Source organism: Parahaliea aestuarii (genome assembly GCF_008064635.1).
GTDB classification, from domain to species: Bacteria; Pseudomonadota; Gammaproteobacteria; order Pseudomonadales; family Halieaceae; genus Parahaliea; species Parahaliea aestuarii.
In genome coordinates, this window is the sequence record NZ_VRYZ01000007.1 from 1 (window position 1) to 22,791 (window position 22,791).

General features: G+C 60.9%; 18 protein-coding genes and 1 rRNA gene. 8 read left to right on the top strand and 11 right to left on the bottom strand.

Features of this window, described 5'->3' with window-relative positions:
- The 5 genes from FVW59_RS15010 to ilvY all read right to left on the bottom strand — a co-directional run.
- Window positions 1–213: ribosomal RNA gene (locus FVW59_RS15010) — 16S ribosomal RNA — on the bottom strand; the annotation flags it as partial.
- A 438-nt stretch (window positions 214–651) separates the two neighbouring features.
- Window positions 652–1,239, bottom strand: coding sequence for a protein-methionine-sulfoxide reductase heme-binding subunit MsrQ (locus FVW59_RS15015; protein ID WP_148065184.1), 588 nt, complete (start codon window positions 1,237–1,239; stop codon window positions 652–654).
- Entirely contained in the window at window positions 1,239–2,216 is a 978-nt protein-coding gene (gene msrP / locus FVW59_RS15020; protein ID WP_148065185.1) for a protein-methionine-sulfoxide reductase catalytic subunit MsrP, read from the bottom strand. Before msrP ends, FVW59_RS15015 begins: the two co-directional genes overlap by 1 nt.
- A gap of 110 nt (window positions 2,217–2,326) precedes the next feature.
- The gene (gene pssA, locus FVW59_RS15025) at window positions 2,327–3,181 is read right to left on the bottom strand and encodes a CDP-diacylglycerol--serine O-phosphatidyltransferase (protein WP_148065186.1); all 855 of its coding nucleotides are present in this window, start codon (window positions 3,179–3,181) and stop codon (window positions 2,327–2,329) included.
- 33 nt (window positions 3,182–3,214) lie between these two features.
- Complete coding sequence (gene ilvY, locus FVW59_RS15030; RefSeq protein WP_148065187.1) at window positions 3,215–4,123, bottom strand: HTH-type transcriptional activator IlvY; 909 nt, start codon at window positions 4,121–4,123, stop codon at window positions 3,215–3,217.
- Between the two features lie 130 nt (window positions 4,124–4,253).
- On the opposite strand from ilvY, the gene ilvC reads away from it, so the two are divergent.
- Both ilvC and FVW59_RS15040 read left to right on the top strand, forming a co-directional pair.
- A complete protein-coding gene (ilvC, locus tag FVW59_RS15035; protein ID WP_148065188.1) occupies window positions 4,254–5,726 on the top strand; it encodes a ketol-acid reductoisomerase in 1,473 nt (490 codons plus the stop codon).
- A gap of 163 nt (window positions 5,727–5,889) precedes the next feature.
- Window positions 5,890–7,101, top strand: a complete 1,212-nt coding sequence (locus tag FVW59_RS15040) for a dipeptidase (RefSeq protein ID WP_148065189.1) — start codon at window positions 5,890–5,892, stop codon at window positions 7,099–7,101.
- A 124-nt stretch (window positions 7,102–7,225) separates the two neighbouring features.
- Here FVW59_RS15040 and minE read toward each other — a convergent pair whose 3' ends face one another.
- From minE to minC, 3 genes are read right to left on the bottom strand one after another with little or no spacing between them, the layout of a single operon-like run.
- Window positions 7,226–7,477: a cell division topological specificity factor MinE gene (gene minE / locus FVW59_RS15045; RefSeq protein ID WP_148065190.1), complete on the bottom strand. Its 252-nt coding sequence runs from the start codon at window positions 7,475–7,477 to the stop codon at window positions 7,226–7,228.
- A complete protein-coding gene (minD, locus tag FVW59_RS15050) occupies window positions 7,474–8,292 on the bottom strand; it encodes a septum site-determining protein MinD (RefSeq protein ID WP_148065191.1) in 819 nt (272 codons plus the stop codon). The genes minE and minD overlap by 4 nt, the downstream gene beginning before the upstream one ends.
- A 41-nt stretch (window positions 8,293–8,333) precedes the next feature.
- Window positions 8,334–9,059 carry a septum site-determining protein MinC gene (gene minC, locus FVW59_RS15055; protein ID WP_148065192.1) on the bottom strand — a complete coding sequence of 242 codons (726 nt, stop codon included), beginning with the start codon at window positions 9,057–9,059 and terminating at the stop codon, window positions 8,334–8,336.
- A 183-nt stretch (window positions 9,060–9,242) separates the two neighbouring features.
- Between minC and FVW59_RS15060 the strand changes: the two genes are divergently transcribed.
- Entirely contained in the window at window positions 9,243–10,763 is a 1,521-nt protein-coding gene (locus FVW59_RS15060; protein WP_187275920.1) for a putative bifunctional diguanylate cyclase/phosphodiesterase, read from the top strand.
- 58 nt (window positions 10,764–10,821) lie between these two features.
- Here FVW59_RS15060 and FVW59_RS15065 read toward each other — a convergent pair whose 3' ends face one another.
- Entirely contained in the window at window positions 10,822–12,618 is a 1,797-nt protein-coding gene (locus FVW59_RS15065) for a DUF885 domain-containing protein (protein WP_246139750.1), read from the bottom strand.
- Window positions 12,619–13,109: 491 nt separating this feature from the next.
- On the opposite strand from FVW59_RS15065, the gene FVW59_RS15070 reads away from it, so the two are divergent.
- Window positions 13,110–13,418, top strand: a complete 309-nt coding sequence (locus FVW59_RS15070) for a hypothetical protein (RefSeq protein WP_148065195.1) — start codon at window positions 13,110–13,112, stop codon at window positions 13,416–13,418.
- Between the two features lie 93 nt (window positions 13,419–13,511).
- On the opposite strand, the gene FVW59_RS15075 is transcribed toward FVW59_RS15070, so the two are convergent.
- Window positions 13,512–14,828: a mechanosensitive ion channel family protein gene (locus tag FVW59_RS15075; RefSeq protein ID WP_148065196.1), complete on the bottom strand. Its 1,317-nt coding sequence runs from the start codon at window positions 14,826–14,828 to the stop codon at window positions 13,512–13,514.
- Between the two features lie 83 nt (window positions 14,829–14,911).
- Here FVW59_RS15075 and FVW59_RS15080 point away from each other — a divergent pair, with 83 nt between their 5' ends.
- Both FVW59_RS15080 and FVW59_RS15085 read left to right on the top strand, forming a co-directional pair.
- Complete coding sequence (locus tag FVW59_RS15080) at window positions 14,912–15,379, top strand: EVE domain-containing protein (RefSeq protein ID WP_148065197.1); 468 nt, start codon at window positions 14,912–14,914, stop codon at window positions 15,377–15,379.
- Window positions 15,380–15,496: 117 nt separating this feature from the next.
- The gene (locus FVW59_RS15085; RefSeq protein WP_148065198.1) at window positions 15,497–17,980 is read left to right on the top strand and encodes a TonB-dependent receptor; all 2,484 of its coding nucleotides are present in this window, start codon (window positions 15,497–15,499) and stop codon (window positions 17,978–17,980) included.
- An 82-nt stretch (window positions 17,981–18,062) separates the two neighbouring features.
- Here FVW59_RS15085 and FVW59_RS15090 read toward each other — a convergent pair whose 3' ends face one another.
- The gene (locus FVW59_RS15090; protein WP_148065199.1) at window positions 18,063–19,886 is read right to left on the bottom strand and encodes a TolC family outer membrane protein; all 1,824 of its coding nucleotides are present in this window, start codon (window positions 19,884–19,886) and stop codon (window positions 18,063–18,065) included.
- 235 nt (window positions 19,887–20,121) lie between these two features.
- On the opposite strand from FVW59_RS15090, the gene FVW59_RS15095 reads away from it, so the two are divergent.
- Window positions 20,122–20,838 carry a transglutaminase-like cysteine peptidase gene (locus FVW59_RS15095; RefSeq protein ID WP_246139751.1) on the top strand — a complete coding sequence of 239 codons (717 nt, stop codon included), beginning with the start codon at window positions 20,122–20,124 and terminating at the stop codon, window positions 20,836–20,838.
- 24 nt (window positions 20,839–20,862) lie between these two features.
- Complete coding sequence (locus tag FVW59_RS15100) at window positions 20,863–22,785, top strand: EAL domain-containing protein (RefSeq protein WP_148065201.1); 1,923 nt, start codon at window positions 20,863–20,865, stop codon at window positions 22,783–22,785.
- The last annotated feature ends 6 nt before the right edge of the window (window positions 22,786–22,791 follow it).

The window sequence follows — 22,791 nt, forward strand, 5'->3', positions numbered from 1 at the left end:
CGCGAGGCCCGAAGGTCCCCCGCTTTCCCCCGTAGGGCGTATGCGGTATTAGCATGAGTTTCCCCATGTTGTCCCCCACTACCAGGTAGATTCCTACGCGTTACTCACCCGTCCGCCGCTCTACTCAACCCCGAAGGGCCTTTCGCGCTCGACTTGCATGTGTTAGGCCTGCCGCCAGCGTTCAATCTGAGCCATGATCAAACTCTTCAGTTTAATCTTTTACCTCTACCCAAAGGGCAAGAGGGGTCATTTACGTGGTTACCCCACGGCAACAACCAAATCTCGGCTCAGACACTCGAAAATCAAGAATTCGTAATGAATCAATGAGTCACTTGTGTCTGATAATAGTCGTAGCTATTACCTCAACAAGTGCCCACACATCTGTCTTCGTCTACTTGTTAATCAGCCCCTGATCGCCAGGATTCAGGGTGTCAATCAGGTCGCTTTTCGCTGAGCGGCTTAGCCGCTCTCCCTGACTGAGGACGCGCATTATACGGATCGTTTCGGATGCCGCAAGCACTTTTTGTAAAAAACTTTCAGGCTTCTTACAAACCCGGAAGAGTTCGAAAACCGCTTCCGGGAGCGCCTTAACGCGAGGGGCGCATTCTACGCAAAACCGACCCGCGCGCAAGGGTGTTTGCAAAAAATATTTCAGACTTTTGCCGCCCGGCGCCAACCTCGCTGTAAGCGCCAAACCAGAAGCAGCCCCACCACTACAATATAGACCAAAGCCTCGCCCACGTCGGAGCGGGCCTGCCACAGCAGGTGCAGACAGGCCAGCACCGCGGCCGGGTAGATCAGCCGGTGCAATCGTTGCCAGTTGCGTCGGAGGCGACGCTGCCAGTTGCGGGTCGAGGTGACGGCCAGCGGCACTAACAACAGCCAGGCGGCAAAGCCCACAGTAATGTAGGGGCGCTCTGCCAGCTCCTCCACCAGGATCGCAGGTGACCAGCCCAGGTAGAAATGCCCGAAGGCCAACAGATGGACACAGGCATAGAAAAACGCGTAGAGCCCCAGCATGCGCCGGAGGCGCATCACCCAGGCTTTGCCGCTCCACTGCCGCAGCGGCGACACCAGCAAGGTGAGTGCGAGCAGACGCAGCGACCACTCGCCGGTCTGCAGCATGATGCGCTTGGCCGGATCCGGCCCCAGTCCGCCGCCAACGGCCTGCCACAACAGCAGCGCAAAGGGCACCAAACAGAGAACAAATACCGCCAGGCGGCCGAGGCGCTCGGACATCAATACAGCTTGCGCAGATCCATACCGCGATACAGACCGGCTACCTGCTCCTCATAGCCGTTGAACATGCGTGTCGGGATGCGATTGGGGTTGAACAGCGTCGAGGGCAACCGTCGCTCGTACTTCTGGCTCCAGCGCGGGTGGTCGACATCCGGGTTGACGTTGGCGTAGAACCCGTACTCCTGCGGTGCCAATTCCTGCCAGGAGGTCTCTGGCTGCCGGTCCAGCAACCGGATGCTGACGATGGACTTGATACTCTTGAAGCCGTACTTCCAGGGCGCCACCAGGCGCAACGGTGCGCCGTTCTGTTCAGGCAGTGTTTTGCCATAAAGTCCAACCGCCATCAGCGTCAACGGATGCATCGCCTCATCCAGGCGCAGCCCCTCGCGGTAGGGCCAGTCAATAATGCTGGTCAGAGAGCGGGTCCCGCGCATCTCCTCCGGGCGGTACAGGGTGCGAAACTCGACGAACCTGGCTTCGCTGCGCGGCTCAAAACGCTTGAGCAGGTCAGCCAGCGGGAACCCCACCCAGGGAATCACCATGGACCAGGCCTCCACGCAGCGCAGCCGGTAGACTCGCTCCTCAAGATCAAAGCTGCCGAGTATGTCTTCCAGATGCAAGGTACCGGGCTTGTTTACCAGGCCGCCAACATCGACCGCCCAGGGATCGACGCTCATCTCATCCGCGTAGCGGGCGGGGTCGCTCTTGTCGGTACCAAATTCGTAGAAGTTGTTGTAGCCACTGACATGCTCGTATGGGGTGAGGCTGTCGTCGGCGGCAAGCGGCTGGTCGGTTGCGCTGTACTCGAGTGCAGTTCTTTCCTGCTCCGCTGCGGCGCTGCCCGGCATCGATGCCCCCAGCGCCAGCGCTGCCCCCCCGAGCCCGGCGGCCCGCATCAGGTCGCGGCGCCGAAGGTACACCGACTCAGGCGTAATCTCACTCGATGGAATGGGCGGACAAATCGTACGCTGGGACATGGCGGCAACTCCTTAACGACCCGGTTATCGTTCCCTGACTCCGGCTAATGCGGCGCGTCACGGCAACACCCTGTCTTGTCAGAGGGCTGCAAGGGAAGAAGGTTCCCGCTCTAGTGCCCGGAAGTACGGCGCTGGCGCCAGTTGCGCACCTGCATCACCGGCCCCGAACAGGCGTAGGCCAGGAAGGCCAGCAGGAATACCAGAGGCGGATCGAGGGTCACCAGTCCGAACACGATGACCACCAGCACGATCACCACGAAGGGTACCCGGCCGCGAAAATCCACCCCTTTGAAACTGTAATAGGGGAAGTTGGCGATCATCAGGAAGCCGACAGCGGCTGTGAGGACACCCACCAGCACCGACACTTCCACAGGCAGTGCGGCGCCAACCCAGCCCTGATCATGACAGACCCAGACTGTGCTCGCGATAATGGCAGCGGCTGCCGGACTGGCGAGGCCGGTGAAGTAGTTCTTGTCCGCGGTATCGATCCGGGTATTGAAGCGGGCCAGGCGCAGAGCGGCACAGGCCACGTAGATAAAAGCGGCACTCCAGCCGAACTTGCCGAGGTCTCCCAAAGCCCAGCTGAACATGACCAGCGCTGGCGCCACGCCGAACGACACCATATCCGCGAGACTGTCGTACTCGGCACCGAACTTGCTGGTGGTGTGGGTAAGTCGCGCAATCCGCCCGTCCAGACCATCCAGCACACCGGCGGCGAAGATGGCAATGGCGGCGCTTTCGAAATCTCCACGCATGGCGGCGATGACTGCGTAGAAACCGGCAAACAGGGCGCCGGTGGTGAACAGGTTGGGCAGCAGGTAGATGCCCTGGCGACGCACGGTACGGCCGTTTTCCGATACCTCTTCCTCGTGCTCATCGACCAGCAGGTCGAGAGAGGGAGCAACGCCTGGGGCCGCGACGTCCGGTGCTTCAACATCCTGGTCCGGTGGTTCGTGCTGAGTCATGGTGGCTCCGCCATTCAAAGGGCCGACAGTGTATCAAACTGCCGGCGCAAAAGTGCTGGCGGCGACATCCCAGAAGGCCTTCACCCGCGGATCCTCCAGCGACGCCCGCGGTGCGCACAGCCCGATACCGAGGGCGGGCAGCGGTCGCCACACCGGCATGGCACTGACGCGCCCCGCCAGGCCACTGGTGCGTACTACCAGCTCCGGGGCAATACCCACGCCAAGACCCAGCCCGACCATCGCCACCACTGCCTCGTGACCGGCGACCTGGGCGTACATATTCGGCTGGATACCCTGCTCTTCAAACCACTGCTCCAGCATATCCCGTGTCGTTCCGCGCTCCGGGAAAATAAAGGGCAGGCGGCTCCAGTCAAACTCCGGCGCCGCACTATCTCCACTGACCGCCAGGCGACGCACCGCGCAGTCCGCCGCAGGCATACACACCAGCATCGGGCTCTCCAGCAACTGCAGGTAGCTCACCCGGCGGGGAAGACTGGTGGGTCGACCGGTCACCGCCAGGTCGTGCTGACCACTGAGCACATTGTCGACAGCGTCGGCCGGATCCCCGGTATGAAGCTGAATATCCACCCCGGGATGCCGGCTGCGAAAGGCCTCCAGAATCGGCGCCAGAATGCTGTAGGTAGCGGTGACCGAGCAGTACAGGCTCACCTCGCCAACCAGTTCCTCACCGGCCCCCAGCTGGCGCCGGGTTCTGTCCCAGTCGGCAACCGCGCGACGCGCGTAGTCGCGGAAATCGCGCCCCGCCGGCGTCAGTTGCACGGTGCGCTTGTCCCGCGCCAGCAAGCGGTGCCCCAGCAACTCCTCCAGCCGCTGAATACTGCGGCTGACGGCACTGACACTGAGATGCAACTGCCCGGCGCTGCGACTAAAGTTAAGGGTGTCTGCCACAGACAGGAATACCTGCAGGCTGCGTATATCCATCGGCGAGGATTTCACTGCCAGAATTTATTGCAATATACGCAATACTGTTTTCTATATATAGCGTTTTACGCAAATAAAGATTTGGCGTATCGTGCCCACCTTTCCAACTCCCAATACCAGAGGTAATACCATGGGCCAGAACTACTTCAACACCCTGCCACTGCGCCTGCAGCTCGAGGAACTGGGCAAATGCCGTTTTATGGATCGCAGTGAGTTTGCCGACGGTGTGGAAATCCTGCGCGGCAAGAAAATCGTCATCGTCGGCTGTGGCGCGCAGGGGCTCAACCAGGGCCTCAACCTGCGCGACAGCGGCCTGGACGTAGCCTACGCCCTGCGCGAGACGGCTATCAGCGAGCAGCGTCAGTCCTGGAAAAACGCCACCGAGAATGGTTTCACTGTCGGCACCTACGAGGACCTGATCCCCACCGCCGACGTGGTGATGAACCTCACCCCCGACAAGCAGCACACCAGTGTCGTCAACGCTGTCATGCCGCTGATGAAGGAAGGCGCCTGCCTGGACTACGCCCACGGCTTTAACCTGGTGGAAGAAGGCATGCAGATCCGCAAGGACATCACTGTGGTGATGATGTGCCCCAAATGCCCCGGCACCGAGGTGCGCGAGGAGTACAAGCGCGGCTTCGGCGTGCCCACCCTGATCGCCGTACACCGTGAAAACGACCCCAATGGCAATGGCCTGGACATCGCCAAGGCCCTGGCCGCCGGTACCGGCGGTCACCGCGCCGGTGTACTGGAGTCATCCCCCATCGCGGAAGTGAAATCCGACCTGATGGGCGAACAGACCATTCTCTGCGGCATGCTGCAGACCGGCTCCATCCTGTGCTACGACAAGATGGTGGAAAAAGGAATCGACTCTGCTTACGCCTCAAAGCTGATCCAGTACGGCTGGGAAACGGTCACCGAGGGCCTCAAGCACGGCGGCATCACCAACATGATGGATCGCCTGTCCAACCCGGCCAAGGTGCGCGCCTTCCACCTGGCCGAGGAACTCAAGGGCATCATGCGCGCCCTGTACGAGAAACATCAGGACGACATTATGTCGGGCCACTTCTCCACCACCATGATGGAAGACTGGGCCAACGACGACGCCAACCTGCTCAAGTGGCGCGGCGCCACTGCAGATACCGCCTTTGAACAGTCCACCAACACCGACGCCGATATTTCCGAGCAGGAATACTACGACCACGGCATCCTCATGGTGGCCATGGTTAAGGCTGGTGTGGAACTGGCCTACGAGACCATGGTGGCTGCCGGCATCAAGGCCGAGTCCGCCTACTATGAGTCACTGCACGAAACGCCGCTGATCGCCAACACCATCGCGCGCAAGAAACTCTACGAAATGAATGTGGTGATCTCCGACACCGCGGAATACGGCTGCTACCTGTTCGATCACGCCTGTCGCCCGCTGCTGAAAGATTTCATGGCGGGTGTCGAAACCGATGTGATCGGCAAAGGCATCGCTGGCGACAACGGCGTCGACAATCAGGAACTAATCGCCGTCAACGAAGCCATTCGCAACCATCCGGTCGAAGTCGTGGGCAAAAGGCTGCGCGGCTACATGACGGCCATGAAGCGCATCCTCTAGGCGGCGCTATACTCGACCAACAGGGGCCTGCGGGCCCCTTTTTCGTTCCCGGATGGGCAAGCAGGCTATCGCCGACCAGGCGCGCACCCACCTGTGTGCTGGCGGGCTGGGGATTTGCTCAGGCATGCGTTAACCTTGCCGCTTTTCAGCCTGTGGAGTAGACATGCGTTTTTCACTGACTCAATGCGCCCTTGCCGGCGGATTCATACTCGCCACCAGCGTCAGCGCCCTGGCTGCGGACAACCTTCAGCGCGCCAGGGAACTGACCGCAAACTATCTGCTGGTCGACACCCATATCGACGTTCCCTATCGCCTGCACGATCACTGGGAGGACGTGACCCAGGCCACCGAGAAGGGCGAGTTTGATTACCCCCGGGCGGTCGCCGGGGGCCTCAATCTGCCCTTTATGTCTATCTACACGCCGCCCTCGGCTGAGCTGGATGGCAGCGCCTACAACCTTGCCAACAACCTGATCGACCAGGTGGAGGCCATCGTGGCCCGGGCGCCGGACAAATTCGGCATCGCCGCCACACCGGCAGAAGCCGAGCAGCAAGTAGCTGCCGGTAAAATCGCTATGGCCCTGGGCATGGAAAACGGCGCCCCCATCGCCGGCGATCTGGACAAGTTGCGACATTTTCGTAAGCGCGGTGTCAGCTACATCACCCTCGCCCACGGCCTGTCGAATCACATCAGCGACTCATCCTACGATGACATTCGCTTCTGGAACGGGCTCAGCCCATTCGGCGCGGAGCTGGTGCAGGCCATGAACCGGCTCGGCGTGATGGTGGACATTTCCCACCTGTCCGATGCCGCCGCGGCACAGGCCATCGCCCTCAGTACAGTGCCGGTGATCGCCTCGCACTCCTCCATGCGCAAATTCACCCCCGATTTCGAACGCAACCTGGACGACAAGCTGACGAAAGCCCTGGCCGAGCGCGATGGCGTGGTGCTGATCAACTTCGGCTCCAGCTTCATCACCCGGGAAGCCAATGCCTACTTCAAAACCTACGGCGAAGCCGCCGATGCCTATGCCGAGCGCTACGGTGTTGATGAACATGCCTCAGAGATGGAGGCCTTCGAGGCCGACTACCGCAGCAAGCAGGCCTTCCCCTTCGCCACCGTCAGTGACGTGGCGGATCACATCGACCATGTGGTCAAGATCGCCGGGATAGACCATGTCGGTCTCGGCTCGGACTTTGATGGCGTGGGCGACAGCCTGCCTGTGGGGCTCAAGGATGTATCCACCTACCCCAACCTGGTCGCAGAGTTGCTGGATCGTCGCTACAGTGAAGCGGATATCGAGAAATTGCTCGGGGGCAATTTGATGCGGGTCTGGGAGGCGGTTGTCGCCGGCGCCACAGCGCCTGTCAATTGATGCCACGGGCATTAACGGTGCAAGCCCTCGCCGCCGGCCAGGCCGCGCGGCGAGTGAATGCAGGACCTGGCACCGTCGCGAGTGCCAGACGGCCTGGCAGCACCCGCAGCAAGTACCGGGCTACCTAACCAGGCAGGGTGACGTTCAGCTCCAGTACCGAGCAGTTGCCGTTCTCGTCGACCTGCACGTGCACGTCGTCCTGCTCAACCGGCACGTATTTGCGGATCACTTCGAGGATTTCCTGCTGCATGCGCGGCAGGTAGTCCGGCTGGTTGCGCTGGCCCCGCTCGTGGGCAACGATGACCTGCAATCGCTCCTTGGCGGTGGACGCAGAGCGGGGGCTCTGTTTGCTGCGGAAGTAATCGAGAAGACTCATCCTCGCCCTCCTCCCAGCAGCCGCTTGAGGAAGCCCTGCTTTTGCTCGTCAAGAAAACGGTGGGCGCGATCTTCACCAAGCAGGCGATCAACCGCATCGCTGTAGGCCTGTCCGGCCTGGGCATCGGCGTTGAGAATGACCGGCTCGCCCTGGTTGGAGGCCTTGAGCACATCCTGCGATTCCGGGATCACACCAAGCAGGGGGATCGCGAGGATTTCCTCGACGTCCGCCACACTCAGCATTTCGCCAGCGCTGACCCGCGCCGGGTTATAGCGGGTGACCAGCAGGTGCTCCTTTACCGGCTCCTGGCCTTCGCGGGCACGCAGGGATTTGCTCTGCAGGATACCCAGGATACGGTCGGAATCGCGCACCGACGAAACCTCCGGATTGGTCACAACGATGGCTTCGTCAGCGAAGTACAGGGCCATCTGGGCGCCCTTCTCGATGCCCGCAGGTGAATCGCAAACAATGTAGTCGAAACGCTCCTTGAGCTCTTCCAGTACCTTGCTCACGCCCTCTTCGGTCAGGGCGTCCTTGTCGCGGGTCTGGGAGGCCGGAAGGATGAACAGGCCCTCGGTACGCTTGTCCTTGATCAGGGCCTGGTTAAGCGTTGCCTCGCCATTGATCACATTGACGAAGTCGTACACCACCCGGCGCTCACAGCCCATGATGAGATCCAGGTTACGCAGGCCGACGTCGAAGTCGATAATGACGGTGCTGTGGCCGCGCTGGGCCAGGCCGGTGCCAATGGCGGCGCTGCTGGTGGTTTTACCGACCCCACCCTTGCCGGAGGTCACTACGATGATTCTTGCCACAAAATGGCTCCTGTAGATGTTGGAAAAAGTTAGGGGGTTGCTTACAGCGCAGAAACACTCAGTACATCGCCATCCAGGGCTACCTGGGCCGGCTTGCGCAGCACAGTGTCGCCGAGGGCATCACTGAGCAGAAAATGGCCAGCCACCGAAATCAGCTCGGCATCCATATGCTGGCAGAAAATACGGGCGCTGGCGTCGCCGTGCACCCCGGCCAGGGCGCGCCCGCGCAGGGGGCCGTAAATATGGATGTTGCCGTCGGCCAGGACTTCCGCCCCCTCAGACACCGGCGCCAGTACAATCAGGTCACCGCCTTCCGCGTAAATTTGCTGGCCCGAACGGACCGGGCGAGTAATGGTACGGGTGGGTCGGCCAGCGGTCACAGGCTGCTGCTCGGTATGCACCTCCAAATCGGGTGCAGGCTCCTCTGCCGGCACTTCAATGGAACGCCCGCGGCCGCCACCCGGCGGCAGCACTGCCAGGCCGGTCTGGGCCGCCTTGTCCTGGAGGCCCTCCGGCACAGCGCGGAAAGCGATAGGTCGCAATCCCTGGTCGCGACAGTGATCGAGCATGCCGGCCAGGTTAACCGCGTCGCTTTCTGCCCGCAGGGACTCCAGGCTGATGACAACGGGCGAGCCCTGAAACAGTCCCGGCGCGCGGGCAACTCGCTCCGAGAGCAGGGAGGGGAAAGCCTCTGAATCGTATTGATGGAGTTCGAGAACAACAACAGTGACGGTACTGCCCTTCAGCAGGAAGTCGGGGGTGCTCATACAGCGCAGAACTACTTCTTTTACAGCAGATGAAGGCAGCCATTATGGGGCGGCTCTGGCAGGAGTCAACAATCATCAGCCAGTGCGAATCACCGCAGCCACCCGGTCGGGGCAGGCTGGACTACACTGGAGCCAAAGCGCCGGCAATTGACCGCTGTGCAAAAAATGATCAGGGGGATGGATTTGACCAGTACGCTACGCACAGCACTGAAGATGGTTGTCGCTTACGCGGTAGCCGGGACCCTGTGGATCGCCCTGTCTGACGCCGCACTACAGGAACTGGCGGGGAGCGATGTCGAGCAGCTCAGTCGCCTGCAAAGTTACAAGGGCTGGTTCTTCATCGCCCTCACCTCGGCACTTCTCTTCCTTCTCAGCTACTATTTTCTCCGCCAGATCACCCGGCTGCAGGAGCTAGATCCGCAAACCAACCTGCCTCGCCACGCCCTGTTTCTCACCCACCTCGACGATGTGCTACAGGCGCCTGACGGCTCCATACGCCCCTTCCTTGTTTTGTTCCTCGACATTGATCGCTTCAACGACCTGACCGCCCGCATTGGCCGCGAACCGGCCGACGACTTCACTATCCGCTTTGGAGAAGCACTGCGCGCCGGGCACAGCGCCGACACATTGCTTTCGCGCCTAGGTTCCGACGAATTTGCCGTAGCCATCCCGCTCGACAACAGTGGCCGGCCGCACAAGTACCACACTACACGCCTGCGCGCCCTGTTCAACCGGGCCGCCCGGGAGGCCGGGCTCGAAGTCAGCTGCTCGATCGGCGCCGCTCTTGCGCCTGACGATGGCCAGGAGGCGTCAGCCCTGCTGGCCGCCGCCGGCAAGGCACTGCGCGCATCGCGGCCTCTCGGTGCCGACCAGATCAGCTACTTCAATGAACAGTGGGACAAACTGGAGAAGAACCGGCGCTCGCTTCTGCAGGACCTGCGCCGCGCCATCGACAACGGTGACCTGCAGGTACACTACCAGCCGCAGCTACACCTCGAGCGCCAGCGCATCAGTGGCTGCGAAGTGCTGGTGCGCTGGCACTGTCCGGAGCGCGGCACTGTGCCGCCGGATGAATTCATACCGCTTGCGGAGGAGCACCGCCTGATCGCCCCGCTCACCAAGCAGGTGATACTTAAATCCTGCACCGAACTGGGCGAGGTGGATCTGCTGGGTTCGACGCTGGACAGAGTATCGGTCAATATATCTGCTCAGGAGTTTACTGATCGCGACTTCCTGCCCCAGATGCAGGCCTTGCTGGGAGACCTGAGCTCGCTACGCCCCTACCTGCAACTGGAAATCACCGAGCGCGCCGCGCTGCTGGATATGAAGCGCAGCATTCATTACATCCGCAGCCTGCGCGAACAGGGCCTGCGCTTCTCCATCGATGATTTCGGTACTGGCTACTCAGGCCTGTCGATGCTGCGCGACCTGCCTGTCGACGAGTTGAAAATCGACCGCAGTTTTATTGTCGACCTGAACTCCCAGCCTCGCAGTGCCGCCATTGTTAGCGCCGTCGTCGGATTGGCCGATGTTTTTGGGCTGTCAGTGGTGGCCGAGGGGGTGGAAACCGACGGGCAACTGGAAGCCCTGCGGCGCTGTCGTTGCGAGGAGGTCCAGGGCTACTTGATAGCCCCGCCGCTGGATATCCAGAGGTTTCAGGCATTTCTCACCGGGCACTCCCTGCAGCATCCGGCCCGGGCCTGATACGAGGCCCGGCCCCAGGCATTCGATTCTGCGCCCGCAAAGGCTTTCGCAAAGCGCGCTACGGCGCCTCACCGGCATAGGGGTCAGCGCCGCCAGCGGCGATCCAGCTGTCCAGCTCCGACTCCAGCACCGGCAAGGGCACCGAGCGCAGCCCCAGGATCACGTCGTGGAAATAGCGCTGGTCAAAGTCAGCCCCCAGGGCCTCTTCCGCCTCCGCCCGCTTGCGACGTATCAGCATCTCCCCAAGTTTGTAGGCCAGCGCCTGTCCGGGCCAGGAGATATAGCGGTCCACCTCTGTCGTAACCTCGTGGGTGGACAGCGCCGTACGCTCGCCCAGGTAGGCCAGGGCCTGTTCACGAGTCCAGCCGAAGTAGTGTACGCCGGTGTCGATGACCAGACGACAGGCACGCCACATTTCATAGGACAGGCGGCCGAAATCCTCGTACGGCGTTTCATACACCCCCATCTTCGTGCCGAGCCACTCGGTATAGAGGCCCCAACCCTCCCCGTAGCCCGAGAAGTAGTTGTCGCGGCGAAAGCGCGGTATCTCGCCCGGCGCCTCCTTGGCGATGGCCGCCTGCAGGGCGTGCCCCGGGGCGCACTCGTGCAGGGTCAGGGCCGGCAGGTTGAACAACGGTCGCGACGGCAAATCATAGGTATTCATCAGGCAGCTGTTCAACCCGCCGCGACCGCTGGTATAGAAAGGAGCAATAGCCTCCGGCACCGGCAGGATGGTGAAGCGCCGGCGGGGCAGGAAGCCCAGCACCTCACCCATGTAGCCGTCCGCCTTTTTGGCGACATAGGCGGCATAGGACAGCAGCTCGCGCGGGGTCTTGGCGTAAAACTGCGGGTCAGTGCGCAGGAACTCAATGAATTCCTGCAGATTGCCCTCAAAACCCGTTTTGGCGATGACCGCCTGCATTTCCGCCTCGATTCGCGCCACTTCCGCCAGACCGCGCTGGTGAATCTCCTCAGGGGTAAGGTCCAAAGTGGTAAAAGCCCGGATCTGGGCCCGGTAGAAAGCTTCTCCATCGGGAAGGTCCCGGGCCGCCAGGCTGCTGCGCGCCTGCTGCAGGTAGTCGTCCCGCATAAAATCCAGAACACGGCTATAGGCCGGCACAACCGCCTCATTGATGGCCGCGAGAGCCTGCTGCTCAAGCGCCTCCCTTTCACTGCCGACGATGTTCTCCGGCATGTCCGCCAGCGGAGTCCAGAATGGGTTGCCCTGCCCCGGCACCAGGTAGGCCTCCAGCGACTTTTCACGCCCCGCCAGGGTCACCCTGGGCACGCTGTAGCCACGTTCCAGGCCGGCACGCATGTTGCCGAGGTTCTCGTCGAAGTACCGCGGGAGATCCCGCAGGCGCTCGATGTAGCGCTGGTAAGCGGCGATGTCCTCAAACCCCCCCATGCGGGGAAACAGGCCGGTCCAGAAGAAACTGTCGGAATTCAGTGGTGCCTGGAAGGTTTTGAAGCGAACCTCGTCGGCCAGTGTGGTGACAATCTGGCGGAAAGTCGCTGCGTTGATCTGCTCGTTGTGACTGAGCTGCTCCACCGGGATGGCATCCAGTTCGGCCAGTACCTGCTCCCAGTACGCCAGGTTCTCCCGCTGGGTGGCGGGATCAACCCTGGCCCAGCGTGAACCGGCCTGCCATTCCCCCTCGTCATCCAGCACCTTGCCCAACATGGCCTGGCGCCAGGCGTACTCACGCTCGTACAGCGCCTGCAAGCGGCCATCCGCAGTTTGTTGCTCTCGCTCCGCTACCGCGGATGCCTGCGCCAGTGTGGCTGGAGACACCAGCGTGAGGGGAATCGCTCCCAGCGTGAATGCCAGGGCCAGTCGGGAAAGGGTATGCACCGGGGGAATCTCCTGTGGGCGGACAGATCCGGCACTGTGAGGCCGGCAGAAAGTGGGCTTATGGTAGGACGTCGCGGATACCTGTCAACACAGCAGGTAGTGGTCGGGTCGCTAAAGAGACCGCCCGCCCACCGGGCCATTGCGGATTTTTACCAGAAATTTCCGGCGCGCCGGTTCCGTGTATCCATCCACAGCCCAGTCACTGCCGAACCAACCCTTGCGCACCAACATGGTGCACCGCATATGCCGGGCGACGAAAAAACAGCCGAAATATGCACCAGCAGTTCACACAGGTCGTTACGACGTGTAACACACTGGTGCCAGCTGCGAAGGGTCGCCGCCTTATCATTTAAACTGAGACCGAAATCCAGGTTTCATGCGGCCTTCAGGGGCTTGCAATCGACATGCAAAGTGTGGATATTGGTAACACATCGCGGTAACGCGATCATCCGGGACCTTCCCTACCACCGCTTTAGACCGAGGTAACACCCATGAAACAGCTACTTGCTATCCCCGCTCTTGTCCTGGCCGCCGGCGCCATGGCCGAATGCCCTGCCCAATTCCCCAGCGACGCGCCGGCGGTACCCAGTGGCCAGGCTGCTACCCACGAACAAATGTACGAAGCCCAGGTAGCCGTCAACGCCTATGTTGAAGCCATCGAAAACTACCTGGACTGCCGCTCCGAACTGCACCCCCTGCAGCAAAGCCGCAGCCTTTACCTGGCTGAATCTGTTGCCGATAGCTACAACGCTGAACTGGCCAAGTTCCGCGCCCGGGAAAACATGCTCGCGACCAACTGAGCTTGCCCCGATTCGACGCTGGACCGCGATAACCATATAACGAGCGGTCTGCGCCACCCCTCCCGAATACCTCAGTACTACCCGACACTCCCGCTAACCAACAGCGTTCCCATCCTCCACTGAAGTCACACCACCCGACGCCTCGCGCGGCAGCACCTGCGGCACAGTCAGCGGATTGCCATCGCGCACCGAACGGTAGGCCGGCGACGTAATTTCCACCTGGTGGCCATGAAACTCATCCAGAATATTGGCGTGCAGCTCGGAATAGATCCGCGGCAATAGCTCTGGCTTGAGGGTCCAGCCATTCACCTCGTAGCTGACGTAGTTGTCTTCCAGCGACAGCTGCAGCACAAAGGGCTCGGGGTGAGCGGAGATATGTTCAGTGTGCTGCGCCGCAGCCAGCAACAGCGCATTAACCGTCTGCCAGGGCACGTCGTAGCCAATGGTGATGCCGGTGTGCACCAGAATGCCCGATTGCCCCAGGTTCTTGCTGTAATTGACCACGTTACTGTTCAGCACCAGCGAATTAGGAATCGAGACCGTCACATTTTTCAGCGTCTGGATACGGGTGACAAAGGTACTGCGCTCGACGATGCGCCCGCGCACGTCCCCCAACTCGACCTGATCACCAATCTGGAAAGCGCGGGTGTAAGTCAACACCACGCCGGCCACCACATTCGCCACCGCTGTCGTGGAACCGAGGGAAATCAGCACACCGACGAAAATGGAAATGCCCTGAAAGGCCGGGGAACTGGAACCCGGAAGGTAGGGAAAAATAATCACCGCGGTGAGCGCATAGATCAGCAGGCGAATAATGCCGAAACTGGTGTGAGCCCACTCTGGATAGAAGTTGCGCAGATAGATGCGCCGGCTGGCAATGCCCTCGAAGATCAGGCCAATGGTACGCACCGTGTAGCGCGCCACCACCAGAATCACAATGACAGTGGCCAGGTTGGGCAAGTAGCCTACAAAGCCGTTCCACACATAGAGCAGCGCATGCAGCACCATCACCATCAGGTGGGCCGCCAGGCTCATGGTCCACTCCGAAGTCAACAGCAGGCCGATCAACGTCGCTACCCCGAAGATCAACGATAACACCCAGCTCAGGCCGCGCCAGACATTCATCCAGAACTGCTTCATTTCTTCGGCGGTGACAAGGTCCTGGGCCTGCCAGCGCAACGGGCTGAAGCTGGTCTCGGGCATACCCGCCATACCGTGCAGGCGCCGGCTGATCAGGAACCGGCAAGTGAGCAACAGCAAAAATGAAAGCCCGGCAATGGCCCCGGCGATCGCCAGTCTGATCAGTGGGTCGGCGGCGTCCAGGCGAGAAAAGAATGCCAGCAGGGAATGCACTTCAGGCAGCGTGTCGACCAGTTCCGCCGGGGTGATAGGAGATTCGGTTTCCGCCATAGCGCCTGTTGCCACTGCATTGAAGGTATGTTCATCTTAGCAGCCGATTCCGGCCCAAACACGCTGCAGGGAGAATTCCAGCCATGAATTACTGGCTGCTCAAAACCGAGCCTGACGAATACAGCCTTGACGACCTGCGCAGTGAACCCTCCGGGCAGGCCAGGTGGGATGGCATCCGCAACTACCAGGCTCGCAATCTGCTGCGCGACGCCGTGCAGCAAGGAGACCAGGTGCTGATCTACCACAGCCAGTGCCGTCCTGTTGGCGTCGCCGGCACAGCCGAAGTGGTGCGCGCAGGCTACCCCGACCCTGCCCAGTTCGACCCTCAAAGCCACTACTTCGACGCCAGGGCCAGCCAGGAAGCGCCGCGCTGGTACTGCATTGATATCCGCTTTGTCTCGGCCTTCCCGCACACCGTCACCCTGGCCGATATCAAGAGCGAGCCCGCGCTGGAAGACATGGTGTTGCGGCGCCAGGGCCGGCTTTCGGTGCAACCCGTCAGCCCGCAGGAGTGGCGGCACGTCCACGCCATGGCCGGCGGCGGGAAATAGTTCCGCACTCAGGCATTGTCATTGCCGTTCCTTTTAGCCTAACCTGATACATAACCCGGTGGTGGCGCCTCATCCCGCCGGGCAAAAGCTATAAAAATCAAACAAGAGGGATCGTCCATGTCAGTGTTCTTTCACCGTGCACCACTGGTTGCAGCCGTTGCACTCGCCAGCGCCGCCAACTTCAGCCACGCCCAGCAACTCGAGGAAGTGATCGTCACCGCACAGAAGCGGGCAGAGAGCCTGCAGGACGTGCCGATATCCGTTTCCGCTGTGCAGGGCAGTAAATTGCAGGAGGCGGGCATTCCCAATATGGCCGCCCTCGCCGACTATGTCCCCAACCTGCATATCGCCTCCGCCTCGGTCAACACCAACATCTATATGCGCGGTGTCGGTTCAGGTAATAACCAGGGCTTCGAGCAGTCGGTGGGCATGTATGTGGACGGTATCTACATGGGTCGCGGCCGCCAGTATCGGGCGGGCTTCCTCGATATCGAGCGGGTGGAGGTTCTGCGTGGCCCCCAGGGGACCCTGTTCGGCAAGAACACCGTGGCCGGGGCAGTGAACATCATTTCTCGCTCACCAGACCCCAGCGACGAGCTTTCCGGCGATGTCGCGGTGTCACTGGAGTCGTTTAACGGCAAGCAGATCGAAGGCGGCATAGAGACACCCATCGGCGATACCTTCGCCGCCCGCATCGCCTTCAAGCAGCGCGAAACCGACGGCTATGTGGAAAACACCCTGCTGGACGAACCTGAAGGCCAGATCGACGAGACCTCCTACCGGGTCACCCTGGTGTGGCAACCGACAGACACCCTGGACATCAAATTCAAATACAGCAATACCGAGTTTGAAAGGATCGGCGCACCGTCCTCCACCAAATACTACCTGCCGGCCGCCGACCGCGACGCGCTGTTCCCCAATCGCTCCGCCTTCGCCAGTATCGGCTACCTGCTCACCGACTTCTTTTACCCGGAACTGGTGGCCGAAGGCGAGAAAGAGTTTGTCACCTTCAAGGACAACGGCTACGGCACCAGCCAGGCAGACGGCATTGGTATCGGCATCAACCCCGACTCCAACGACGAGGACTACGACAACTACATGCTGGATGTGAACTGGGATGTGGGCGGCGGCACCCTGACCTCCATCACCGGCTATTCCGAATACCAGTACATCGACGGCGTGGATGTGGACTGGCTGCCCCTGCAGTTCATCCACCGCGACGACGACCAGCGCTTCGAGCAGGTCAGCCAGGAATTCCGCTTTACCTCACCGGGTGGCGAGTTCTTCGACTATGTGGCCGGCGTGTACTACGAAAAGAGCGAACTGGAGTTCGACCGACGCGTGACCATCGACACCAATATGGACGGACTGGTGCCCCAGTTGCTCGGCGCCAACAGCCTGTTCACCGTCCTCACCAACGGCGCCTACACCGCCAACCAGATCGCCCGCAATCACTACTACAAACTCGATTCGGACTCCTACGCGGTGTTTGGCCAGGGTACCTTCAACCTCTCGGACACTTTCCGGGTAACCGTCGGCGTGCGCTATACCGAAGAGAGCAAGGACGTAGTCAGCAGCCAGTTCCTCTCCGACGACCTGACCGGTATCGACAACCCGTCCGATAACTTCTTCCTCGGTTTCATTGAGGCCACCAGCTTCAACACCTACCGCTATAACTTCAACGAGGATCGCACCACCGACAAGTGGATTCCCTCCCTCAACGTACAGTGGGATGTGGGAGATGACAGCATGCTCTACGCCAGCTTCTCCCAGGGCTTCAAGAGTGGCGGTTTTACCGCGGCGGACGATCAGGAACCGGGGCAACTCGACATTGCCACCTACCCCTGCGTGCCGGGCCAGCCCATCGAAGCCTGCTACGACCCGACCGTACCCAACGACGATTTCGAGTTTGAGGATGAGGAAGTGGACGCCTTCGAAATCGGCGGCAAACACACCCTGTTCGACGGCAGCATGAACATCAACTGGGCGGCTTTCTACACTCTCTACGACAACCTGCAAACTTCCATCTTCAAGGGTGTCGGCTTCGGTGTGACCAACGCCGGTAAATCCGAAGTGCAGGGCATTGAGGTGGACATGCTGTGGCAGGCCACCAACAACCTGCGCATCGGCCTGAACGGCGCCTGGCTGGACGCCACTTACGATGAGTTCGAGAACGGACCCTGTACCGCGATCCAGCTCGACGTCGATCCTTTCTGCGGTACGCCCCAGGGCTTTACCAGCAACGACCTGAGCGGCGAGAAAACCCTCTACGCCTCGGACTGGAGCGCCACGGCCTTCTTTGACTATCTCTACACCTTCAACAGCGGACTGGAGCTCTTCCTGGGTGGCGAAGCCAACTACCGCGACGAGTTCAGCTCTTCAGGCGACAACGATCCTCTCGATTACATCGACGCCTACACCAAGGTGAACCTGCGCGCGGGGCTGCGCGGCGAGCACTGGGAGATGATGGCCTACGGGCGCAACATCTTTGACGAGGAAGCCTTCGCCCAGAGCTTCGACACGCCGGTGCTGGCGGGTACCCACACCCAGTTCATGGAAGAGGCGCGGGTCTACGGGGTGAGACTGAGGTTCATGTTCTGAAGCAGTGGCCAGCCCTCTGGGCAGAACGCATAAAAAAACCGCGCCCCTCCCGGGGCGCGGTTTTTTTTACGGCTGACAGCGACTACATGGGGGCGCCGCCATCCAGTACCAATTCCACACGACGGTTGCTGGCACGGCCCTCGGCAGTGGTGTTGTCCGCTATGGGGCGGGTTTCACCGTAGCCGATGGCAGTGATCTGCTCCGGATTCACACCGTGTTTGTCGATCATCATCTGGCGCACCGCATTGGCGCGGCGGTCCGAGAGCCACTGGTTGTAGGCATCGTCGCCACTGCTGTCGGCGTGACCTTCCACACTGGCCACCACGCCGGGGTTCTGCGCCAGGAAGGTAGCAGCTCTCGAGATTTCCGTGTCGAAATCGTGGGTGATGATGGATGAGTTGTGGGCAAACTGCACCGCCAGTTCCACCGCCACTTTGCCTTCGCCGGCATCGCGATAGCGGGCGTTGCCTGCGGTGAGGCTGGCAAACAGGGCTTCCTTGTCAATTTCAACCGGCGGCGGCGGCTCCGGCGGGCACAGGGCCTGGCCGTTCTCGTCGTCCGCATCGCGGGACAGGTTCAGTCCCAGGCTGGCAATTTCCTCGGCATTGATGCCCTGCATGTCCAGTGCGGCCAGCAGCAGGCCCATATTGGCCAGGGTGCGAGCCTGGGCAGCGGCGAGGTCGGTGCGGGCGCTGATGTAGGCACGCTGGGTGTCAAAGTACTCGTTCTGGGAATCCAGCAGATCCAGCAGTGTGCGCTGGCCGAGATCGAACTGATCCTGGTAGGCGCGGCGGGTCTTGTCCTGGGCCAGTTGGTTGCGTTCCAGGTACACCACCTGCTGTTCCAGCGCCTGGATGTCGTTGAAAGCGATCATGGTGTTCTGGCGTACATTCAGGCAGGCCTGCTTGCGCTGTTCAATCGCCGAGTTGTAGCGATTGTAGAACTCTCGCTTGCGCGCGCTGTCGGAGCCGCCGCGAAACAGGTTGTAGCTGGCCACCAGTTCAACCGCTTCCAGATCGTAGCGACCTTCCAGGCCGTCGGTGTCGTGCTCGATCTCGTTGCGGTAGCGCAGATCCACCCGCGGCATAAAGGGCGCATTGGTGGCATTCATCGCCGCCTGGGCGGCGCGCAGGTTTTCGATCGCCGCATCGATTTCCGGGCTCCGCTCATAGGCGAGGTCCAGCGCGGCGGAGCGCAGCTCGGGAATCTGGCCGGCGGGCATGGCGGGAATGTCCAGTTCATCGGCCGGCAGATCACCAATCACTCGCTGGAAGCGAGCCTGCACATCGTGCAGGTTGGTCATCTCGGTCAGCAGATTGGATTCGGCCAGCGCCACACGTGCCGCAGCCTGCTCCAGGTCCACCCCCTGGCTGACACCGCCGCCGGTACGCTCGGCGATCTTGTCATAGACCTCCCGATGGACGATGTAGTTGTCCTCGGCAAACTTCACCAGATTCTGGAAGCGTGCAGTGTCCAGGTAAGCCTGGGTGGCCTCCAGGGCAATTTCCTGTGACGTGCGCTGCAGGGTGTAATACTGGGACAGCTTCTCGTAACCCAGCCGGCGCACATCCTCCCGGGTGGCGAAACCGTCGAACAGCATCTGGGTGATACTGAAGCGGGTGGCGTCGCGGGAGTAGTCGTCGAAATCGATCAGGGGAGTTTCCCGATCTTCACGGCCTATATCCGCGTTGATATCTACACTCGGATAATAGCCGCCCTCGGCAGCACGCTGCGCTTCGCGGCTTGCTTCAAAGTCGTACCAGTTGGCGACCACACGCGGGTTGGTGGTTACCGCCTGCTTGACCGCTTCCTCAAAACTTGCAATTGGTTCCGCCTGTGCCGTCAAACCCGCTGTTCCCAGCACAACGGCTACCGCCCCTACCAATATCTTGCGATGACCTTTCATGGGTGTCTTCCCTGTTCCTGGATGCATATTTTTGTTTTGCAGCGTCCTGCCGCAAAAGAGTATTCCTCGCCGGAGGATAAGCGATTCCCTGTAAATCGCTATCAAATTGCAGAGAGATATGAAGTAGATCACAAATATTCACGTCTTTTCGACCCAGGCGGGCCAAATTACCCAAACTTCAATCTTTCACTACACTAAACTAGCGCCACCCATGGCCCCGGCCGCGGACAGATTATTGTTTTTACCAGTTGAGGCAGACCACATCACGCACCGGGTTTCAAAGCGACAGCCAATACGCTGGATCCACCTCGGCATCCTGGCGCTGGTCTGTTCTGCCCTGTCTGTGGTGGCCCAGGTCAACCTGGACCGGATGCAGCAACTGGCGACGAGCCGCTATGGCGCCAACACCGCCAATACCGTAGCCGAGTGGCGCGAGCTTATTGATGCAATTGCCACGCTGCCCGACGACAAGAAGGTGGAAAAGGTCAACGCATTTTTCAACCGGCGAGTCCGCTGGCAGCAGGATATCGATATCTGGGGGCAGGACGACTACTGGGCGACACCACTGGAAACCATGGCCAGACGTACCGGTGACTGCGAGGACTTCAGCATCGCCAAGTACATGACGCTACTGCTCGCCGGCACCCCCATCGACAAGCTGCGCATTACCTACGTCAAAGCCCAGATGGGGGGCAACCTCAGCAACCGCTACGAGGCACATATGGTACTGGCCTATTACCCGACACCCTCTGCCGACCCGCTGATCCTGGACAACATGGTCGATATGGTGCGGCCGGCATCGAAGCGCCCCGACCTCAAGCCGGTTTTCGGCTTCAACAGCAAAGGCCTGTGGGTGGGCGGCGCGGCGGCTCCCGCCACCAAGGACCCGGGGGCAAAACTTTCAAGATGGCGCGATCTGCTGCAGCGGATGAGTGCCGACGGTCTGGGATAGGCCCAGTCAGCAAACGGAGCAACTATGTCACTCTTCAAACAACTCTGGCTGGCAATCATCTTCCTGTTGATTCTGGTATTCGGCGGCAGCTTTGTGGTGAACAGCCTGTCGGCCAAGCGCTACCTGGAGCAGCAGCTCTACATGAAGAACTCGGACAACGCGACCGCGCTGGCGCTCTCGCTTACCCAGCAGGATGCCGACCCGGTACTGCTGGAATTGACCCTGTCGGCGCAATTCGACACCGGCCACTACGAAATGATCGAGCTTATCTCCCCCGAGGGAGACGTCATCATCCGGCGCGAAGACAAACAGACCATCACCGATGCCCCCGGCTGGTTCATCAAGCTCCTGCCCATCGAGGTGGAGGCGGGTCGCGCCGACGTGCAGAAAGGCTGGCAACAGGTAGGCACCCTGACCCTGCGCAGCCACTCCCGCTTCGCCTACCGCGAATTGTGGCAGAGCACCGAGAAACTGGCTCTGGTCTTCCTGGTAGCGATGATCGTCGCCGGCCTGCTCGGCAACTACCTGCTGCGCATCATCCTGCGCCCGCTGGATGACGTTGTCACCCAGGCCGAAGCCATTGGCGAGCGGCGCTTCATTACCACTGACGAACCCTACACACTGGAGTTTCGCAAGGTCGTTGCGGCGATGAACAACCTTTCTGTGCGTATCCAGAAAGTGCTCACAGAGGAAGCCCGCCGGCTGGAAAAATGGCAGCGCCAGGCGCATGTGGACAAGGTGACCGGCCTGACCAACCGCGAGCCCTTTATGCAAACCCTGGAAGCGGCACTGGAGAGCGACGACGTCAACGCCACCGGCACCCTTTCACTGTTGCGCATCAGCGGCCTGGCCCAGATGAACCAGATTTACGGGCGCCGCACCATCGACGGACTGCTCGGCGATATCGGCAAGGCCCTCAATGGCATCGTCGCTACCCACAGCCGCTGGGCGGCCTCGCGCCTCAACGGTTCAGATTTCGCGCTGTTGGCGCCCCGCTCCACCGAACCCGAGAAAGTCGCCCGCAACGTGCAGGAGGCCATCAACGACGTCTTCCGCCATCGCAGCATGGACAGCGATGTCAAACTACCGGTGGCTACCACGGTGTATGTCCACGGCGAGACCATCGGCGAACTGATGACACGACTGGACGGCGCCCTGCTGGCCACCGAAAAGCAGCGCGAATCAGGTATCAGCGTCGCCTACAAGGGCGACATGCAGATGCTGCCCATGCGCGAGCAGATGGCCCACTGGCGCGGCATTTTCGAACGCGCGCTGCAGGAGGATAAATTTACCCTGGCCACCTTCCCGGTTCTCGACCTGAGGAAAAACCTGATCCACTTCGAGTGCCCGGTACGACTGGAGTGGGAGGGAGAAACCCTGTCCGCCGGCGCCTTCCTGCCGTGGATCAACCGGCTGGAGATGTCCAGCGTACTGGACCAGCATGTCATCGACCTCGCCCTGCGCATGATCTCGGTGCGCAACAAGCCGATCTGCATCAACCTGTCGGTGGCAGCCGTGGTCGAGCCCGGCTTCCCCATGTGGATGAGCGAACGCCTGTCCCCGCACCCGGAAGCCGCCAAGCTGCTGTGGATGGAAGTACCCGAAGCCATGGCCTTCCGCCACCTCGACAACTTCAAACGCCTGTGCCAGCGCGCCAAGGCCTATGGCAGCAAGATGGGTATCGAGCACGTGGGGCACCAGCTTTCGGATATCGGGCAACTGCACGACGTGGGCCTGGACTACCTGAAAGTGGACGCGTCCTTCGTCCGCGACGTGGATACCAATGTCGCCAACCAGACCCTGCTGCGCACCCTGTGTACTGTCGGCCATTCAGTGGGCGTGAAAGTGATCGCCGAGGGTGTGCGCAGCGAAGCGGAACGGGACATGCTGCAGGAACTGGGCATCGATGGAATTACCGGGCCGGTAGTCACCATCGAGGAAAACTGATCAGCT

What these genes read in the sequence shown, in the direction of transcription:
- FVW59_RS15015 (WP_148065184.1), bottom strand. Translation starts at nt 1,239, where the DNA reads ATGTCCGAGCGCCTCGGCCGCCTGGCGGTATTTGTTCTCTGTTTGGTG.
- FVW59_RS15080 (WP_148065197.1), top strand. Translation starts at nt 14,912, where the DNA reads ATGAATTACTGGCTGCTCAAAACCGAGCCTGACGAATACAGCCTTGAC.
- minC (WP_148065192.1), bottom strand. Translation starts at nt 9,059, where the DNA reads ATGAGCACCCCCGACTTCCTGCTGAAGGGCAGTACCGTCACTGTTGTT.
- pssA (WP_148065186.1), bottom strand. Translation starts at nt 3,181, where the DNA reads ATGACTCAGCACGAACCACCGGACCAGGATGTTGAAGCACCGGACGTC.
- minE (WP_148065190.1), bottom strand. Translation starts at nt 7,477, where the DNA reads ATGAGTCTTCTCGATTACTTCCGCAGCAAACAGAGCCCCCGCTCTGCG.
- ilvY (WP_148065187.1), bottom strand. Translation starts at nt 4,123, where the DNA reads ATGGATATACGCAGCCTGCAGGTATTCCTGTCTGTGGCAGACACCCTT.
- FVW59_RS15075 (WP_148065196.1), bottom strand. Translation starts at nt 14,828, where the DNA reads ATGGCGGAAACCGAATCTCCTATCACCCCGGCGGAACTGGTCGACACG.
- FVW59_RS15100 (WP_148065201.1), top strand. Translation starts at nt 20,863, where the DNA reads ATGTCACTCTTCAAACAACTCTGGCTGGCAATCATCTTCCTGTTGATT.
- FVW59_RS15040 (WP_148065189.1), top strand. Translation starts at nt 5,890, where the DNA reads ATGCGTTTTTCACTGACTCAATGCGCCCTTGCCGGCGGATTCATACTC.
- FVW59_RS15070 (WP_148065195.1), top strand. Translation starts at nt 13,110, where the DNA reads ATGAAACAGCTACTTGCTATCCCCGCTCTTGTCCTGGCCGCCGGCGCC.
- msrP (WP_148065185.1), bottom strand. Translation starts at nt 2,216, where the DNA reads ATGTCCCAGCGTACGATTTGTCCGCCCATTCCATCGAGTGAGATTACG.
- ilvC (WP_148065188.1), top strand. Translation starts at nt 4,254, where the DNA reads ATGGGCCAGAACTACTTCAACACCCTGCCACTGCGCCTGCAGCTCGAG.
- FVW59_RS15090 (WP_148065199.1), bottom strand. Translation starts at nt 19,886, where the DNA reads ATGAAAGGTCATCGCAAGATATTGGTAGGGGCGGTAGCCGTTGTGCTG.
- FVW59_RS15085 (WP_148065198.1), top strand. Translation starts at nt 15,497, where the DNA reads ATGTCAGTGTTCTTTCACCGTGCACCACTGGTTGCAGCCGTTGCACTC.